The sequence below is a fragment of the Pseudomonas reactans genome (genome assembly GCF_013387025.1).
Taxonomy (GTDB): domain Bacteria; phylum Pseudomonadota; class Gammaproteobacteria; order Pseudomonadales; family Pseudomonadaceae; genus Aquipseudomonas; species Aquipseudomonas reactans.
Genome location: NZ_JACAQP010000006.1, coordinates 95,638 through 113,183 on the forward strand (window position 1 = coordinate 95,638; position 17,546 = coordinate 113,183).

Below are 17,546 nucleotides of genomic sequence, written 5' to 3' on the forward strand. Positions count from 1 at the left end.
TGACTGTTCAATAATCGCCAACAATCGGCGTGTAGGAGTGCAGCGTGGATCAAGTCAAAGCCATGAAGGTCTTCGTGCGGATTTACGAGCGTTCCAGCTTCACCCTGGCGGCCGATGACCTGAATCTGCCCCGTGCGACCCTGACTCACACCCTCAATCAATTCGAAGCTTGGCTCGGCACGCGCTTGTTGGAACGCAGTACCCGGCGTGTGCGCCCGACCCTCGATGGCGAGGCGTATTACCAGCGATGCGTGCAGCTACTCGCGGAGCTGGAAGAAGCCGAGTTGGCGTTCCGCAGCGTAGCGCCCAAGGGGCGTTTGCGCGTGGACCTGCACGGCACGCTGGCCAAGTATTTCGTGGTGCCGGCGCTGCCGCAATTCATGGCGCGATACCCGGATATCGAGCTGTCCATCAGTGAGGCGGATCGCTTTGTCGACCTGATCGCCGAGGGCGTCGATTGTGTGCTGCGTGCTGGCACCCTGGGGGATTCCGCGTTGATTGGTCGGCGCGTCGCCAACCTGCGCCAGGTGACGTGCGCGAGCCCTGCCTACCTGCGCAAATACGGCGAACCCAAAAGCCTCGCCGAGCTGAGTGAACACCGCGCGGTGAACTACGTTTCGCGCACCACGGCCAAGCTGTTTCCGTTCGAGTTTATGGTCGATGGCGAGTTGCAGGAAGTGAGTATCGAAGGTGCGCTATCGGTGTTTGGCGCGGAGATTTACTCCGCCAGTGCGGTGGCCGGATTGGGCATTATCCAGTGTCCGTATTACCGCATGGCGGAGCTGATCGGGCAGGGCGTGATGCGTGAAATTCTGCAGGAAACACCGCCACCCTTGATGCCGGTGTCAGTGCTTTATCCACAGAACCGACACATGTCGCCGAGGGTGCGCGTGTTCGTCGACTGGCTCGCGGAAATCTTCGAAAATGCTCGCTAACCCGCGTAGTTAAAGGGTTTCATGAATTTAATTTCATCCGTCTACATCGGGTTTTGACGCGGAACTGTCATCTGGCCACTGCGTAATTGTGTGAAGCGTTTGACGCTTTCATTTCAGAACAGTGACGGAGACCGGTAACAATGAAGACGTTGATAAGCCCTATGGTGGGTGCCGCCATGGCGAGCTTTATGCTGTCCGCCCACGCCGATTTTATCGATGACAGCCACGCCGATGTGACCCTGCTCAACCGCTACCTCAACCAGCAGGGGCGTGATGTGGTGAACAGCAATGCCAAGGCCCACAGCATTCGCGATTGGGGCCAGGGGTTCGAGTTCAACTTCAAGTCCGGCTACACCGAAGGTCCAGTGGGTTTTGGCCTGGACTTGCAGGCGTTCTACGGGTTGAAACTGGACTCCGGCGGCGACCTCAATGACAAGGATCACCAGGGCCGCTACCCCGGCAGCATGTTCCCACTGGATAACGGCAAATCCGCCGACCAGTTCGGTGTGTTGAGCCCGACGTTCAAGATGCGTTTCGCCAAGGATGAACTGCGTGTCGGCACGCTCTACGGCAACAACCCGATACTCGCCAACACCGACGGACGCCTGTACCAGCAGACCAATACCGGTGTGCAACTGGTGTCCAAGGACCTCAGCGACTTCACCTTCACCGGCGGCGATATCTTCAAGACCAAGATCCGCAATGAAACCGGCGATCAGGGCATGATCACCGCCGGCGGCACCAAAGAGAGCGATCGCTTCCTGTTTGGCGGTGCGGATTACACCGGTATCCAGAACACCACGGTCAGCCTGTGGTATTCCAACCTTGAGGATTACTACCAGCAGTTTTTCCTCGGTGCCAAGCGCCATGACGCATTGTCTGTGGGCGCCATCGACACCGACGTGCGGGTGTTCCGCAGCCTCGGTGTGGGCGGCAACGCCGACGGTGACAAAGATTTCGCAGCGGCTGGCCTCTACGGTGACGGCACGGGCAAGGGCCGCATCAACCAGACCACCGCCAGCTTGCTTGAAAGCTACAGCCTCGACGGCCACACCGTCGGCCTGGGTATCCAGAAAAACAGCGGCGACAGCGACTTCCCGTACCTGGATTCCGGCCTGAACAGCGGCGACAACCGCCAGGGCCCAGGCTCGGGCGCCGACACCCCGGCGCTGACCAACATGCAGTTGAATAAATTTCAACACGCCGGTGAGCGTACTTGGCTTGCGCAGTACAAGTATGACTTCGGTAAGCTTGGCCTCACGGGCCTGACGTTCTCCGCCGCCTATGCCCACGGCGATGACATCCGCACGGCGCAAGGCACTACCAGCGAATGGGAACGCAACGTCGCCGTGGCGTATCAAGTGCCCACTGGCACTCTCAAGGGCCTGGGTGTGACCTGGAAAAACGCCCACGCCAGCCCGGACATCAGCGGTGCCACCGTGCAGGATGAAAACCGCTTCTATGTGAGTTATGTCGTTCCACTCTGGTAGGCAATTGCTGTAGAACGGAACGGCAGACTTAAGCGATTCAGCTGGTTAAAAGGCCTGGGAATAACCTTATTCCCGGGCCTTATTTGCCGACGTCCAAGAGAGGATTCGATGACTTACATTGCTGCCGAAAACCGCTATGAATCTATTCCGTACCGCCGCGTAGGCCGCAGTGGATTGGTGCTGCCTGCACTGTCCCTGGGCCTATGGCACAACTTTGGCGACAGCACCCCGATCGACACCCAGCGCGCTCTGTTGCGCACCGCGTTCGATCTGGGTATCAACCACTTCGATCTGGCCAACAACTACGGCCCGCCCTACGGCAGCGCCGAGATCAACTTCGGCCGTTTACTGCGCGAAGACTTCAAGCACTACCGCGATGAACTGATCATCTCCAGCAAAGCCGGCTGGGACATGTGGCCTGGCCCTTACGGCCAGGGCGGCGGCTCACGCAAGTACGTGCTGGCCAGCCTCGACCAGAGCCTGCAACGCCTGGGCGTCGACTACGTGGACATCTTCTACTCCCACCGTTTTGACGCCGACACCCCCCTGGAAGAAACCGCCAGCGCCCTCGCCACTGCCGTGCAGCAAGGCAAGGCGTTATACATCGGGATCTCGTCCTACTCGGGCGTGAAAACCCGCGAAATCGCCGCGCTGCTCCAAGAGTGGAAAGTACCGCTGCTGATCCACCAGCCGGCCTACAACCTGCTCAACCGCTGGGTGGAAAAAGACCTGCTGGACACCACCGAAGAGCTCGGCGCCGGGGTGATTGCTTTCACGCCATTGGCCCAAGGTTTGTTGACCGACAAATACCTCAACGGCGTACCGGCGGATGCGCGAGTGAATCGTCCGGGCGGTGGTTCGTTGCAGGCCAAGCACCTGTCCGAAGCCAACATCGCCCACGTGCGTGCACTGAATGAAATCGCCCAGCGCCGTGGCCAGAGCCTGGCGCAACTGGCATTGGCCTGGACATTGCGAGATCCACGGGTGACCAGTGCGCTGATCGGTGCGAGCCGGCCGGAGCAGATTATCGAGAACGTTGGTGCGTTGAAGAACTTGAGCTTCAGTGCGGAAGAACTGGCGGAGATTGATCGATTTGCGCAGGAAGGTGGGATTAACCTGTGGGAAAAGCCATCCACCGCTGAATAACCTGACGCCACTCGATCAAATTGTGGGAGCGGGCTTGCTCGCGAATGCGGAGTGTCAGTCAACAGATGTACTGACTGATCCACCGCCTTCGCGAGCAAGCCCGCTCCCACATTTAATCCTCGGCGGGATTTAGAACGGCACATCCCCCAAAATCGTCGCCCGATGCATCACCCGCCGCTGCGGCCGGTAATCATCCACCGCGTAGTGCTGCGTCACGCGGTTATCCCAGAACGCCACGTCATTCTCTTGCCAGCGCCAGCGGATAGTGAACTCCGGGCGTGTCGCGTGGGCGAACAGCAACTTCAGAATCCCCTCGCTTTCCGCTGGCTCAAGTTCATTGATCTTGGTGGTGAACCCTTCGCTGACAAACAGCGATTTGCGCTCACTCACCGGGTGCGTGCGCACCACCGGATGCGACAACGGCGGGTTCTTCTTGCGGGTCTCTTCCCAACGCGCCAGGTCTTCAGCGGTGTTGCCAAAGCGCTCCAGTGGGAAGGATTTGGTGAAGTCGTGGGTCGCGGTCAGCCCGTCGAGCAAGCGCTTCAACGGCTCGGACAGCGCCTCATACGCCGCAATCCCGCTGGCCCACAGCGTATCGCCGCCAAACGCCGGCAGCAGCTTGGCGCTGAGTACGGCGCCTAACGCCGGAGTCGGCAGGAAGGTCACGTCGGTGTGCCACACGGCGTTGTCGCGCACGTCGGTGACGGCGGTGTCGAGGATCAGCACTTCGGGCTGTTCCGGTACGTTGGGGTAGATCGGGTGGATATGCAGGTCACCAAAATTCGCTGCGAATCGCGCTTGTTGTTGCGGGTTGATCGGTTGATCGCGGAAGAACAGCACCGAGTGCTTGAGCAACGCCTGTTCAATGGCGTCGCGCTCTTTAAGGTTCAACGGCTGGGTGATATCGACGCCACTGATCAGGGCACCCAATGCGGTGCTGATGGGGGTAACGGTCAGGCTGCTCATGCGGTTCTCACTCAATGTGCCTGGCCATGCCACGGCACTAATTTACGCTGCAGGGCGCGCAGGCCCATTTCCATGGCGAAGGCGATCAGGGCGATGACGAGGATGCCCAGCACCACCACGTCAGTGACCAGGAACTGCGCCGCCGACTGCACCATGAAACCCAGGCCGCTGGTGGCCGCGATCAGCTCGGCGGCGACCAATGTCGACCAGCCCACGCCCAGGCCGATGCGCACGCCGGTGAGGATGTCGGGCAGGGCGCTCGGCAGGATCACATGGCGAATCAGCTGGGCGCGGGTGGCGCCCAACGACTGCGCCGCGCGCAGCTTGGCCGGGTCGACCGTGCGCACACCGGTCGCGGTGGCGATGGCAATCGGCGCGAAGATCGCCAGGTAAATCAGCAGCACCTTGGACAACTCGCCAATGCCGCACCAGATCACGATCAGCGGCAAGTAAGCCAGCGGCGGGATCGGGCGGTAGAACTCGATCAACGGGTCGAGAATGCCACGGGCGATACGGTTGGAGCCGATGGCGATCCCCACCGGCACGGCGGTCAGCACGGCAAAACCCAGGCCCAGACCGATACGGCTGAGGCTCGCGGCCAGGTGTTGCCACAGGGTTGAGTCCATGTAGCCCGTGGTCGCCAGCAGCCAGCCTTTTTGCAACACGGCGGACGGTGGCGGCAGGAACAGTGGTTCGATCAAGCCGGTGGCGGTCACGGCCCACCAGAGTGCCAACAAGGCAAACAGGGTCAATACGCTGATCCAGCGGGTGCTCAAGCTACGGCGCACCGGGATAACCGTGTGCACCACCGGCTTGGCGGCGAGTTCGTAGCTGCTCATGCGGACACCTGCCGTTGGGAGAACACTTTGCCCAGCACGTGTTCGCGGGTTTCGATAAAGCGCGGGTCGGACTTGATCGCCCGCGCCGACTCACCGGCGGCGTAGCGTTGGCCGAAGTCCAGGCTCAGGCGTTCGACGATCTGGCCAGGGTTGGGCGCCAGCAGGATCAGGTCAGTGGCGAGGAAGACCGCTTCTTCGATGTCGTGGGTAATCAGGAACACCGGCTTGGCCGTGCGCCGCCAGACTTGCAGCAGCAGCTCCTGCATCTGCTCGCGGGTGAAGGCATCGAGGGCACCGAAGGGTTCGTCCATCAGCAACACGCGAGGGTCGGCCGCCAGCGCGCGGGCCAGGCCGACGCGTTGCTTCTGCCCACCGGAAAGTTGCCAGATACGGCGGTTGTCGAAACCGGCCAGGTCCACCAGTGCAAGCATTTCCCGAGCGCGCACTTCACGTTGCGCCTTGGGCACACCGGCCAGCTCCAGGCCGAAGCCCACGTTGGCCAGCACGTCCTGCCAGGGCAGCAGGGCGTCGTCCTGGAACACCACGCCGCGCTCGGCGCTCGGGCCTTTGACCGGCACGCCATCAAGCGTAATGCGCCCGGCGGACGGTTCGACAAAGCCGGCAATCAGGTTCAACAGCGAAGTCTTGCCACTGCCGGACGGGCCGAGGGCCACCAGCAATTGCTGGGGCCCCAGGTCGATTGAAATGTCTGACAGTACCGGTTCTGTGGCGCCTGGGTACTGTGCGCTGATGCGCTCCAGTTGTAGCAAGGCCATCGCGATGAACTCCTGATCAGTTAGTAATGAACTTGGCGCTGACGTAAGGGGCGTAGTCCGGCAGCACGGCGTCGACCTTGCCCTGCTCCTTGAGGAACGCGGCGGTATCGGTCACGGCCTTGGTGGTCTGTGCACCCAGCAGGGTCACCTGGTCGGCGGCCAGCGGGTAGACGTTGCCTTGCAGCAGCAGTGGGATGTCGCTGGCCTTGGCGCCGGAGAGTTTCACCAGTTTTTCGACGTTGCCTTTGTCGGCGAGCCAGGCTTGTGGGTCTTTGCGGTAGGCGGCGTAGGCATCCAGGGTGACTTTGGCGAACGCCGTGACGATTTCCGGGTGCTTCTCGGCAAAATCCTTACGCACGATCCAGGCATCGAAGGTTGGCGCGCCGAACTTGGCCAGTTCGCCGGAGGTGATCAGTACCTTGCCGTTTTCCTTGGCCACGCCCAGGGCGGGGTCCCATACGTAAGTGGCGTCGATATCACCGCGCTTCCAGGCGGCAATGATCGCCGGGGGGGCGAGGTTGAGGATGGTCACTTTGGACGGGTCGATGTTCCAGTGTTTCAACGCGGCCAACAGGCTGTAATGGCCGGTGGACACGAATGGCACGGCGATTTTTTTGCCGATCAGGTCCTGCGGGCCATTAATCCCCGAACCGTTACGCGCCACCAGCGCTTCGGCGCCGCCGATCTGGGTGGCGACGAGGAAGGTTTCTACCGGCACTTTGCGGGTGATCGCGGCGGTCAGCGGGCTGGAACCGAGGTAGCCGATCTGCACATCGCCGGACGCGATGGCGGCGATGATGTCGGCGCCATTGTCGAATTTGCGCCAGTTGATCTTGGCGTTGGTGGCTTTTTCGTAAGCGCCGTCGGCCTGGGCGACTTTGGCCGGGTCCACGGTGGTCTGGTAAGCGATGGTCACATCCGCCGCCTGGGCAAACAGGCTGGCACCGGCCAGGGACAATGCGGCCAGGAGGCGCAGAGGGGTAAGCAGTTTCAAGGGGAAGCTCCTCAATCAGGCGGCCGAGGGTCGGCGTGTGAGGAGACTAAATGATCTAAGAATCCGAAAATAAATAACATTTTCGAATTAGCTTATGAGGAGAAGTGAACGTGGATCCTGAGGCGCATAGGTCAAATGTGGGAGCGGGCTTGCTCGCGAATGCGGTGTATCAGTCAGCACATCAACCACTGACAGACCGCATTCGCGAGCAAGCCCGCTCCCACAGGGGTTTGTGTACGATCTTTAGTTACTGATCGCCAGAATGCTCGCCTGGTACGAGCCAACAAACACGTCAAAATCACCTACTTCGTTCTGCTCCAGCTCTGCCTGCTGTGCCAGCGACTTACGCGCCAGTTCTTCAAAGTGTGCCTGCTCTTGCGCCGGCAACGGCTCCTTACGGAAATGCTCGGCGTGCAACTGGCTCTGGTGCAGGGAGAACTGCGCAAAACTTTCCTTACGCTCGGCCATCGCCGCCAACACCTGGGCTGACGGGGTCAGGGACGAATCCTTGACCTTCGCCAACTGAGCATCCAGCGCCTGGCTATGCTCGGTGATGCCGTGGCTCTCATCCAGCAAGGCAGCCAGTGGCGCAATCTGCTCCAGCAGTTCGGCAGCCCATTCCTTCATGTCCACAGGCTGGCCCTGACGCTGCAATTGCAGGCCGGGCCGACGACCTTCCTTGACCACGCTGAGGAAGTTGGAGGTGGCGTTGCCGCACTCGTTGTCGGCGAACAGCGGGCTGTCGTTCAACGCGCAGTACAGCAGGAAGGCGTCGAGGAAACGCGACTCCGGCAGGTCGATACCCATCGGCAGGAACGGGTTGATGTCCAGGCAGCGCACTTCGATGTACTGGATGCCACGGGCCACCAGCGCCTGGATCGGCCGTTCGCCGGTGTAGGTCACACGCTTGGGGCGGATGTTGGAGTAGTACTCGTTTTCGATCTGCAGGATGTTGGTGTTGAGCTGTACCCACTCACCGTCCTGATGGGTTCCGATTTCGACGTACGGTGCGTAGGGCGTTGCCACCGCTTCACGCAGGCTGTCGGTGTAGCTGCTCAAATCGTTGTAGCAAGGCGTGAGGCCGGCCTGGGCGTTGCTCTGGTAACCCAGGTCGCTCATGCGCAGGCTGGTTGCGTAGGGCAAGTACAGCGTGTCGGCGTCGAGCACTTCCAGCTGGTGCGAGCGACCGCGCAGGAAACCGGCGTCCAGGGCAGGGGATGCACCGAACAAGTACATCAGCAGCCAGCTGTAGCGGCGGAAGTTACGGATCAGCGCGATATAGGCGGTGGACTGGTAATCGCGGTCGGTACCGACAAACCCTTCCGTCTCTTTGAGCAACGGCCACAGCGCTTCAGGCAGCGAGAAGTTGTAGTGGATGCCAGCGATGCACTGCATGGTCTTGCCGTAACGCAGGGCCAGACCCTTGCGATACACGTACTTGAGCTGTCCGATATTGGACGTGCCGTAGTAGGCAATCGGAATATCTTCCTCGGCCGGCAACGGGCACGGCATCGAGGGGCTCCACAGGTATTCGCTGCCCAGCTTGGTGTAGGCAAAGCGATGGATCTTGTCCAGGCTGCTCAGGGTATCGGCCGGGTTGGGCAGGGCGGGAGTGATGAACTCCAGCAGCGATTCCGAGTAGTCGGTGGTGATCTGTTCGTGGGTCAACGCGGCGCCCAGGGCTTCAGGGTGCGGCGTTTGTGCCAGTCGACCCTCACCGGTGACACGCAGGCATTCGCGCTCGATGCCGTGCAAGCACTGCTCTAGCAGGGAGAGGTGTTCGCGCTTGCCGAGCAGGGCCAGGCGGCGGTTGAGAAGTTCGCTCAAGTTGGATTCCTTCACGCGTCAGTCGCCCCAATATGGGGGTGGGCAGGACGGTCTACAAGGGTGAAGTTAAAACTGGCGTGATCGCCTGGTTTAGAGTCGATTTAACCCGCTCTGAATATGCCGACTTCACTCCATGAATTTGGCTACAGCGCAGCGAGAAAATTCCGACGCCGTGATTGCAGCGCCGAAATTAACTCAAATCGGGGGTGGGGAGCTATAGGACAGCGAAGGTGCCCTGCGCTTTTGCGACAAGTCTTTCGTCTTGATACACGTCCGCCTCGACCACCAACGTGCGGCGACCGGCATGAATCACCCGGCTGGTGCACAGCACGTCACCGTCGGACACGGCGCGAATGTAGTTGATCTTGCACTCGATGGTCGCGCTCTGCTGGTCGAAACCATGGGAGCTGGAACAGGCCAGCCCCATCGTAATGTCCACCAGGCTGAAAATCGCCCCGCCATGGAGCTTGCCCGCGCGGTTGCGCAGTTGCGGCTCCAGGGTCAGGGCCACCTCGGCAACGCCTTCCTCAAGGCGTTGCAGGCGGCAGCCGATCAGTTCGCTGAACGCGCTCTGGGTCAAACCGGCCGGGATTTCCATCAGCGTTTCTTCAACTGTTTGGCGTTGGCGAACAGCGAGGCCATGGCATTGTTGCTTGGCGCTGCGGTGGCGGTTTCCTTGCGCGGTGCATTGTTCTGCGACTGGCGTGGAGCGGAACCCGGGCGCGCGCCACGGGCACCGTCAATTTTCTCGCCGGGGGTGTCGCTCATGCGCATCGACAGGCCAACGCGTTTGCGCGGGATGTCGACTTCCATCACCTTGACCTTGACCACGTCACCGGCTTTCACCGCTTCACGCGGGTCCTTGATGAATTTCTCCGAAAGCGCGGAGATATGCACCAAACCGTCCTGATGCACGCCGATGTCCACAAAGGCGCCGAAGTTGGTCACGTTGGTGACCACGCCTTCGAGGATCATGCCCAGCTCCAGATCCTTGAGGTCTTCGACGCCGTCCTGGAACTCGGCGGTCTTGAACTCGGGACGTGGGTCACGGCCTGGTTTTTCCAGCTCTTGCAGGATGTCGGTGATGGTCGGCACACCGAAGGTTTCGTCGGTGTACTTCTTCGGATCCAGGCGTTTGAGGAACGCAGCATCGCCGATCAGCGAGCGGATATCGCGCTCGGTCTCGGCGGCGATGCGCTGCACCAGCGGGTAGGCTTCCGGGTGGACGGCGGAAGAATCCAGCGGGTTGTCGCCGTTCATTACGCGTAGGAAGCCGGCGGCTTGTTCGAAGGTTTTCTCGCCCAGGCGTGCGACCTTTTTCAGCGCTGCACGGGTTTTGAACGCGCCGTTTTCGTCACGGTGGGTCACGATGTTCTGTGCCAGTGTGGCGTTGAGGCCGGAAATACGTGCCAGCAATGCAACAGAGGCGGTATTCACGTCCACGCCCACGGCGTTTACGCAGTCTTCCACCACGGCGTCCAGGCCGCGTGCCAGTTTCAGCTGCGACACATCGTGCTGGTACTGGCCGACACCGATGGATTTAGGGTCGATCTTCACCAGTTCGGCCAATGGATCCTGCAGGCGACGGGCGATGGACACCGCGCCACGGATCGACACGTCGAGGTCCGGGAATTCCTTGGACGCCAGTTCCGACGCCGAGTACACCGAGGCGCCGGCTTCGGAAACCATGACCTTGGTCATCTTCATGGCTGGGTATTTTTTGATCAGTTCGGCGGCCAGCTTGTCGGTTTCACGGCTGGCGGTGCCGTTGCCGATGGCGATCAGGTCCACCGCGTGCTTGGCGCACAGGGCGGCCAGGATTGCGAGGGTCTGGTCCCACTTGTTGTGCGGCACGTGCGGGTACACCGTGGCGTGGTCCAACAGCTTGCCGGTGGAGTCGACCACCGCGACCTTGCAGCCGGTACGCAGGCCCGGGTCGAGGCCCAGGGTGGCGCGCGGGCCGGCCGGGGCGGCCAGCAGCAGGTCATGCAGGTTGTGGGCGAACACGTTGATCGCCTCGGTCTCGGCGCCGTCGCGCAGTTCGCCGAGCAGGTCGGTTTCCAGGTGGGTGTAGAGCTTGACCTTCCAGGTCCAGCGCACCACTTCACCGAGCCACTTGTCCGCAGGACGGTTCTGATTCTGGATGCCGAATTGTTGACCGATCATGCCTTCGCACGGGTGCATGGTGCCCGGCAATTCGTCGCCGACCTTCAGCGCAGAGCTGAGAATGCCTTCGTTACGGCCACGGAAAATGGCGAGCGCGCGGTGGGACGGCATGCTTTTCAGCGGCTCGTCGTGTTCGAAGTAATCGCGGAACTTGGCGCCTTCCTCCTCTTTGCCGGCGATGACGCGGGCACTGAGAATGGCTTCTTGCTTCAAGTAAGTGCGCAGTTTTTCCAGCAGGCTGGCGTCTTCGGCGAAGCGCTCCATGAGGATGTACTTGGCGCCTTCGAGGGCGGCCTTGACGTCGGCGACGCCTTTTTCGGTGTCGATGAAGCGGGCGGCTTCGGTGTCCGGGGTCAGCGATGGGTCGTTGAACAGACCGTCGGCCAGCTCGCCCAGGCCGGCTTCCAGGGCGATCTGGCCCTTGGTGCGGCGCTTCTGTTTGTACGGCAGGTAGAGGTCTTCGAGGCGGGTCTTGGTGTCGGCGAGCTTGATGTCACGCTCGAGTTGCGGGGTCAGCTTGCCCTGTTCCTCGATGCTGGCGAGGATACTGATGCGCCGTTCGTCGAGTTCTCGCAGGTAGCGAAGGCGCTCTTCCAGGTGACGCAGCTGGGTGTCGTCGAGGCTGCCGGTCACTTCTTTACGGTAACGGGCGATGAAGGGCACCGTGGAGCCCTCATCCAGTAGAGCGACGGCCGCTTCGACCTGTTGTGGGCGTACACCGAGTTCCTCGGCGATGCGGCTGTTGATGCTGTCCATAAAACCACCTGAAATTCTGAAAAGCAGCTCGCAGGCCCGGAAAACAAGGCCCTGGGAGGCTGGTTGAGCGGCCCGACTGGCGCCGCTGCCTGGGTCAAGAGGCAGCCTATTGACCCTCGAAATCGAAAAAATCACACAAGCGGGTAAAAAAAGCCTCGGCATCAAACGGTAACGATCGGACGTTGCCCTGCACGACGGCGCCGCATTATAACCAGCGTTCTGCCCTTGGGGGGGATTGCGCCAACGGTTGTAGGGCGTGGGTTCGCTGGCAGTTGAGGAAAAATCTGCTAACAATGCACACGGTGCGTATAACGGCAGCTAGGCCATAATGCGCGCCGAGATAAGAGGAGCATCCAATGAGCAGCACTGCACAAACTGCTGAAGGCGAAAAAATTCTCATCGTTGACGACGATCCAGGGCTGAGCAGCCTGCTGGAGCGTTTCTTCAACTCAAAGGGCTACCGTGCTCGCGCGGTGCCCAACACCGAGCAGATGGACCGCCTGCTTGGGCGTGAAGTCTTCAACCTGGTCGTACTCGACCTGATGCTGCCCGGCGAAGACGGCCTGACCGCCTGCAAACGTCTGCGCGGCGCAAACAACCAGATTCCCATCATCATGCTCACCGCCAAGGGTGATGAGCTGAGCCGCATCAAGGGCCTCGAACTGGGCGCTGATGACTACCTGGCCAAGCCGTTCAACCCTGACGAGCTGATGGCTCGGGTCAAAGCCGTACTGCGTCGCCAAGCGCCGCCGGTTCCAGGTGCCCCAGGCAGCGAAGACGAGAGTGTCACCTTTGGCGACTACGAACTGTCGCTGGCGACCCGTGAGCTCAAGCGTGGCGATGAAGTGCACATGCTCACCACGGGTGAATTTGCCGTTCTCAAGGCCCTGGTGATGAACGCTCGCCAGCCGCTGACCCGCGACAAGCTGATGAACCTGGCCCGTGGTCGGGAATGGGATGCACTGGAGCGCTCCATCGACGTGCAGATCTCCCGTCTGCGCCGGATGATCGAGCCGGACCCATCCAAGCCGCGGTACATCCAGACGGTATGGGGTGTGGGTTATGTGTTTGTGCCGGACGGCAATAAAACCAGTTGACCGGTGATTTGCAGGGGCGGGCATCCTGGCGTTTGACTCCATGAGAGTCGACGGGATGTCCGGCGTCTGCAATTCTGCGAGCGCCGCTCGTTTCTGCAAGGTATCTAGCAGTCTTCTATGAAAACCCCGCTGTGGTTCCCCCAAAGTTTCTTCTCCCGCACCCTTTGGCTGGTGCTGATCGTCGTTCTGTTCTCCAAGGCACTCACACTGGTTTATCTGTTGATGAACGAGGACGTGCTGGTGGACCGGCAATACAGCCACGGTGTCGCCCTGACGCTGCGCGCCTATTGGGCGGCAGACCCTGAGAACCGCGAGAAGATCGCCAAGGCCGCGACCTTGGTGCGTGTCGCTGGCGCGGGTGTGCCAGAAGGCGAGCAGCATTGGCCCTACAGTGAAATCTATCAACGCCAGATGCAGGCCGAACTGGGTGAAGACACCGAGGTGCGGCTGCGTATGCATGTGTCGCCAGCCTTGTGGGTGCGTGCGCCAAGCCTGGGCGAAGATTGGTTGAAAGTACCGCTGTACCCGCATCCGCTGCGGGGGCAGAAGATCTGGAACGTGTTGGGCTGGTTCCTGGCGATCGGTTTGCTTTCAACGGCCTCGGCGTGGATTTTCGTGCGACAGCTCAATCAGCCTCTAAAACGCCTGGTGTTTGCCGCCCGTCAATTGGGCCAAGGGCGTAGCGTGCGCCTGCCGGTCAGCGATACTCCCAGCGAGATGACCGAGGTGTACGGCGCGTTCAACCAGATGGCGGAAGACGTCGAACAGGCCGGGCGCGAGCGCGAGTTGATGCTGGCGGGGGTGTCCCATGACTTGCGCACGCCGTTGACGCGACTGCGCTTGTCTCTGGAGTTGATGGGCAACGACAGCGATCTTACCGACGACATGGTCCGCGACATCGAAGACATGGACGCGATCCTTGACCAGTTCCTGGCGTTTATTCGCGATGGCCGTGATGAGGTGGTGGAGGAAGTCGACCTGACGGACCTGGTGCGTGAGGTGGTTGCACCCTACAACCAGAATGGCGAGCAGGTGCGTATGCGCCTGGAGCCGATCCAGCCGTTTGCGTTACGTCGGGTATCGATGAAGCGCCTGTTGAACAACCTGATCGGCAACGCCTTGCATCACGCGGGTTCCGATGTGGAAGTGGCGGCGTATGTCTCCGGCGACAGTGCTGCGCCTTATGTGGTGCTGAGCGTGATGGACCGGGGCGCCGGCATCGACCCGGACGAGTTGGAAGGCATCTTCAACCCGTTCACCCGTGGCGACCGTGCCCGGGGTGGCAAGGGGACTGGCTTGGGGTTGGCGATTGTGCGACGGATTGCCTCGATGCATGGCGGCAATGTTGAGCTGCGCAATCGCGAAGAGGGTGGCCTGGAGGCGCGCGTGCGTTTGCCGCTTGGGCTGATGTTGCCTAGGGATGCGGTCTGACAAACACCAAGTCATCAAATGTGGGAGCTGGCTTGCCTGCGATAGCTATAGTGGATTCACCACCGCTATCGCAGGCAAGTCAGCTCCCACACTTTTTAGCCCTTACCTTTGGTCCTGGTCATATTCGGCCCACCATTCTTCTCCAGATGCTGAATGATGATCCCCGCCACGTCCTTGCCCGTGGTGGTTTCAATGCCTTCGAGGCCCGGTGACGAATTCACCTCCATTACCAGCGGCCCGTGATTGGAGCGCAGGATATCCACACCCGCCACACTCAACCCCATCACCTTGGCGGCCCGCAGTGCGGTCATGCGTTCTTCCGGAGTGATCTTGATCAGGCTGGCGCTGCCGCCACGGTGCAGGTTGGAGCGGAACTCCCCTGGCTTGGCCTGGCGCTTCATCGCTGCAATCACCTTGTCGCCCACCACGAAGCAGCGGATATCCGCACCGCCGGCTTCCTTGATGTATTCCTGCACCATGATGTTCTGCTTGAGGCCCATGAACGCCTCGATCACGGATTCGGCCGCTGTCGCGGTTTCACACAGCACCACCCCGATACCTTGGGTACCTTCCAGTACCTTGATCACCAGCGGCGCACCATTGACCATGTCGATCAGGTCGGGGATGTCGTCGGGGGAGTGGGCAAAGCCCGTCACCGGCAGGCCGATCCCCCGACGCGACAACAGTTGCAGCGAGCGCAGCTTGTCCCGTGAACGGGCAATGGCGACCGACTCATTGAGGGGAAACACCCCCATCATTTCGAACTGGCGCAACACCGCGCAGCCATAGAACGTCACCGAGGCTCCGATGCGTGGGATCACCGCATCAAACCCCTCCAGCGGTTTGCCCCGGTAGTGGATCTGCGGCTTGTGGCTGGCAATGTTCATATAGGCACGCAACGTGTCGATCACCACCATTTCGTGGCCACGTTCGGTGCCGGCCTCAACCAGGCGGCGGGTGGAATACAGACGCGGGTTTCGCGACAGCACAGCAATCTTCATGCAGCACCTGGGACAGAAAGAGTAGAGACCGGGAACACCGGCTTGTCTTGAACGTACTTGATGCCGGGATTGACCACCAGTTGGCCGTCAATCAAGGCTTTGGAACCCAGCAACAGCCGGTAACGCATGGCTTTGCGGCAGGCCAGGGTGAACTCCACCCGCCATACCCGATCACCCAGCGCCAGCGTGGTGCTGATGACATAGCGCACCTGCGCATGCCCGTTGGAGCTCTTGATGGTTTTCATCGTCACCAGGGGCGCTTCGCAGCGGCGGTGTCGCAGTTGCACAACACTGCCCAGGTGCGCGGTAAAGCGCACCCACTTCTCACCGTCGCGCTCAAACGGCTCGATATCGGTAGCGTGCAGGCTTGAGGTGCTGGCACCGGTGTCGATCTTCGCGCGCAGGCCTGCCACTCCCAAGTCGGGAAGTGCCACCCACTCACGCAGACCCACAACGGTCAAATGGTCAAATGTCTTCAATATGGATAACCGGCATTTCAGAAATGTTTCGTAGTTGTCGAGGACAGTAACGTCCAACTGCTCACGGATTGTGACAATCCCCTGCCATCACTGATGGCTAGGTGCCGAATTCGCGGTATTCACGCAGAATAATCGGCAAATGGCGACAGATATCTCTCAAGCTTCAATAATCACTGGAGGCTTGGGCAAGGCACGCAAAACTGGATGTTCCTGGCGTATCTTAGGTGAGCCTTGAGGTTTATGCGTTGAAGGGTTTCAAGAGTAAGGTTGCGACATTTTTCAGAATGAGGAATTCAAGTGGCTCAAAAGCAGGAAGAGGAAGAAAAGGTCCGATTGGACAAGTGGCTATGGGCCGCGCGTTTCTATAAAACCCGTGCACTGGCCAAGGCTGCCATCGAGAGCGGCAAGGTGCACCATCGTGGCGAGCGCTGCAAGCCGGGCAAAGAACCGCGTGTCGGGGACGAGTTCCAGATTCGTGTTGGGTTTGATGAAAAGACGGTCGTGGTTCAGGCGCTTTCCATCGTGCGCCGTGGTGCGCCTGAAGCACAGGCGTTGTACACCGAGACCGAAGCCAGCATCGCCAAGCGTGAAAATGCGGCGGCGATGCGCAAGGCCGGTGCCACAGGCATGACCACCGATGGTAAACCAAGCAAGAAGCAGCGCCGTGATCTGTTCAAGTTTCGCGGCAGTGGCAATGATGATTGATTGCGAAAATCTCCAGTACAAAGGAGATCAAGTGTGGGAGCCGGCTTGCCTGCGATGGCGTCAGGTCAGTCGGCATCTAGGTCATTGACCCACCGCTTTCGCAGGCAAGCCAGCTCCCACATGAGCCAGCGGTGTTATGCGGCTGTGCGCAAGACGCTCAATCGGCCAAGCAAGGGCAGCCGGCCCAGTAATTCAAACACCGGCGCCGTCACCCGCAACAACCCACTCGAAACCTTCGCCGCGAACGGCGTGTAATACCCCCACCCCAGCGCCAAAAGCGCCAGCAATACCCCGCCGATGTAATCGTCCTGGCCCCAATGTGCACCCGCCACCAGGCGCGGCATCATGAACAGCAGCGCCAGGCCCCAGATCAGCAGCACCTGGCCGCCGCGCTTGGCGAACACCGTCATGAACATCCCCCAGATCAACAGCACCGACGCGTGATCCCCTGGAAAACTCTGGCTCGAACGGTCCTTCAATTCCCAGGTCTTCTCCAGCCCCGGGAAGTAGTCGCTCATCTGGATCGCTCCGCTGATCACCATCGACGGGCTACTGTGCTGCCAGCCCATGTGCGCCGCGAATTTGGAAAACAGCATGCGGATAAACAGCAACAGCAGCAGAATGCCGATAAAACCGAACAGTGCCTGGCGCACCTGCACGGCCTTGAACACCCAGTCGCCGCGAATCAGCAGCGTCAGCAGAATCACGCCGACCACTGCATCGAATGGCCGCAAACTGGCTACCGCCCACACGTACAGCCAGGTCGAATTGCTGGCCAGCGGGTCATTAAGCAGATGAAACAGCCACTCGTCGAAAAGCACACACAGCATCTGGCCCGTGGGCCACAGCCAAAAACACAGCAGTGCGATAGCGAGTAGATTGCAAAAGGCCCATCGCCCGAGGTTCCACTTGGCTTGGAACAAACCCGGATTGTTCAT

At 60.5% G+C, this 17,546-nt stretch carries 16 protein-coding genes; 6 read left to right on the plus strand and 10 right to left on the minus strand.

Translation table 11 applies throughout. The features are described 5' to 3' along the window. The first annotated feature begins 44 nt into the window (after window positions 1-44). The 3 genes from HX793_RS06900 to mgrA all read left to right on the plus strand — a co-directional run bounded on the left by HX793_RS06900 (window position 45) and on the right by mgrA (window position 3,571). Window positions 45-935, plus strand: a complete 891-nt coding sequence (locus HX793_RS06900) for a LysR family transcriptional regulator (RefSeq protein ID WP_177094533.1) — start codon at window positions 45-47, stop codon at window positions 933-935. 161 nt (window positions 936-1,096) lie between these two features. After that, window positions 1,097-2,425, plus strand: coding sequence for an OprD family outer membrane porin (locus HX793_RS06905; protein ID WP_122730308.1), 1,329 nt, complete (start codon window positions 1,097-1,099; stop codon window positions 2,423-2,425). A gap of 108 nt (window positions 2,426-2,533) precedes the next feature. Beyond that, entirely contained in the window at window positions 2,534-3,571 is a 1,038-nt protein-coding gene (gene mgrA / locus HX793_RS06910) for an L-glyceraldehyde 3-phosphate reductase (RefSeq protein ID WP_123475334.1), read from the plus strand. A 129-nt stretch (window positions 3,572-3,700) separates the two neighbouring features. Here the strand turns inward: mgrA and tauD are convergent, their stop codons facing one another. The 7 genes from tauD to HX793_RS06945 all read right to left on the minus strand — a co-directional run bounded on the left by tauD (window position 3,701) and on the right by HX793_RS06945 (window position 11,895). Continuing rightward, window positions 3,701-4,537 carry a taurine dioxygenase gene (tauD, locus tag HX793_RS06915; RefSeq protein WP_177051788.1) on the minus strand — a complete coding sequence of 279 codons (837 nt, stop codon included), beginning with the start codon at window positions 4,535-4,537 and terminating at the stop codon, window positions 3,701-3,703. Window positions 4,538-4,548: 11 nt separating this feature from the next. Continuing rightward, window positions 4,549-5,376 carry a taurine ABC transporter permease TauC gene (tauC, locus tag HX793_RS06920; protein WP_177051786.1) on the minus strand — a complete coding sequence of 276 codons (828 nt, stop codon included), beginning with the start codon at window positions 5,374-5,376 and terminating at the stop codon, window positions 4,549-4,551. Next, on the minus strand, window positions 5,373-6,152 hold the full coding sequence (tauB, locus tag HX793_RS06925) for a taurine ABC transporter ATP-binding subunit (RefSeq protein WP_177051784.1): 780 nt from the start codon (window positions 6,150-6,152) through the stop codon (window positions 5,373-5,375). The genes tauC and tauB overlap by 4 nt, the downstream gene beginning before the upstream one ends. A 16-nt stretch (window positions 6,153-6,168) precedes the next feature. Continuing rightward, a complete protein-coding gene (gene tauA / locus HX793_RS06930) occupies window positions 6,169-7,146 on the minus strand; it encodes a taurine ABC transporter substrate-binding protein (RefSeq protein WP_177051782.1) in 978 nt (325 codons plus the stop codon). A 243-nt stretch (window positions 7,147-7,389) separates the two neighbouring features. Beyond that, window positions 7,390-8,973, minus strand: a complete 1,584-nt coding sequence (gene gshA / locus HX793_RS06935) for a glutamate--cysteine ligase (protein ID WP_177051780.1) — start codon at window positions 8,971-8,973, stop codon at window positions 7,390-7,392. A 214-nt stretch (window positions 8,974-9,187) separates the two neighbouring features. Further along, the gene (locus HX793_RS06940; protein ID WP_016979039.1) at window positions 9,188-9,571 is read right to left on the minus strand and encodes a PaaI family thioesterase; all 384 of its coding nucleotides are present in this window, start codon (window positions 9,569-9,571) and stop codon (window positions 9,188-9,190) included. Then, on the minus strand, window positions 9,571-11,895 hold the full coding sequence (locus tag HX793_RS06945) for a Tex family protein (protein ID WP_177094534.1): 2,325 nt from the start codon (window positions 11,893-11,895) through the stop codon (window positions 9,571-9,573). Before HX793_RS06945 ends, HX793_RS06940 begins: the two co-directional genes overlap by 1 nt. A 356-nt stretch (window positions 11,896-12,251) precedes the next feature. On the opposite strand from HX793_RS06945, the gene ompR reads away from it, so the two are divergent. Then, window positions 12,252-12,992, plus strand: coding sequence for an osmolarity response regulator transcription factor OmpR (gene ompR, locus HX793_RS06950; RefSeq protein WP_016979041.1), 741 nt, complete (start codon window positions 12,252-12,254; stop codon window positions 12,990-12,992). Between the two features lie 117 nt (window positions 12,993-13,109). Then, window positions 13,110-14,423 (plus strand): ATP-binding protein, encoded by a 1,314-nt coding sequence (locus tag HX793_RS06955; RefSeq protein WP_177094536.1) that lies wholly within the window; start codon window positions 13,110-13,112, stop codon window positions 14,421-14,423. Between the two features lie 95 nt (window positions 14,424-14,518). On the opposite strand, the gene rimK is transcribed toward HX793_RS06955, so the two are convergent. After that, window positions 14,519-15,424 carry a 30S ribosomal protein S6--L-glutamate ligase gene (rimK, locus tag HX793_RS06960; RefSeq protein WP_010214091.1) on the minus strand — a complete coding sequence of 302 codons (906 nt, stop codon included), beginning with the start codon at window positions 15,422-15,424 and terminating at the stop codon, window positions 14,519-14,521. Beyond that, window positions 15,421-15,903 carry a retropepsin-like aspartic endopeptidase RimB gene (gene rimB / locus HX793_RS06965; protein ID WP_016979043.1) on the minus strand — a complete coding sequence of 161 codons (483 nt, stop codon included), beginning with the start codon at window positions 15,901-15,903 and terminating at the stop codon, window positions 15,421-15,423. The genes rimK and rimB overlap by 4 nt, the downstream gene beginning before the upstream one ends. A 297-nt stretch (window positions 15,904-16,200) precedes the next feature. On the opposite strand from rimB, the gene HX793_RS06970 reads away from it, so the two are divergent. Then, window positions 16,201-16,608, plus strand: a complete 408-nt coding sequence (locus tag HX793_RS06970; RefSeq protein WP_016979044.1) for an RNA-binding S4 domain-containing protein — start codon at window positions 16,201-16,203, stop codon at window positions 16,606-16,608. Window positions 16,609-16,742: 134 nt separating this feature from the next. Here HX793_RS06970 and HX793_RS06975 read toward each other — a convergent pair whose 3' ends face one another. Beyond that, the gene (locus HX793_RS06975; protein ID WP_016979045.1) at window positions 16,743-17,546 is read right to left on the minus strand and encodes a phosphatase PAP2 family protein; all 804 of its coding nucleotides are present in this window, start codon (window positions 17,544-17,546) and stop codon (window positions 16,743-16,745) included.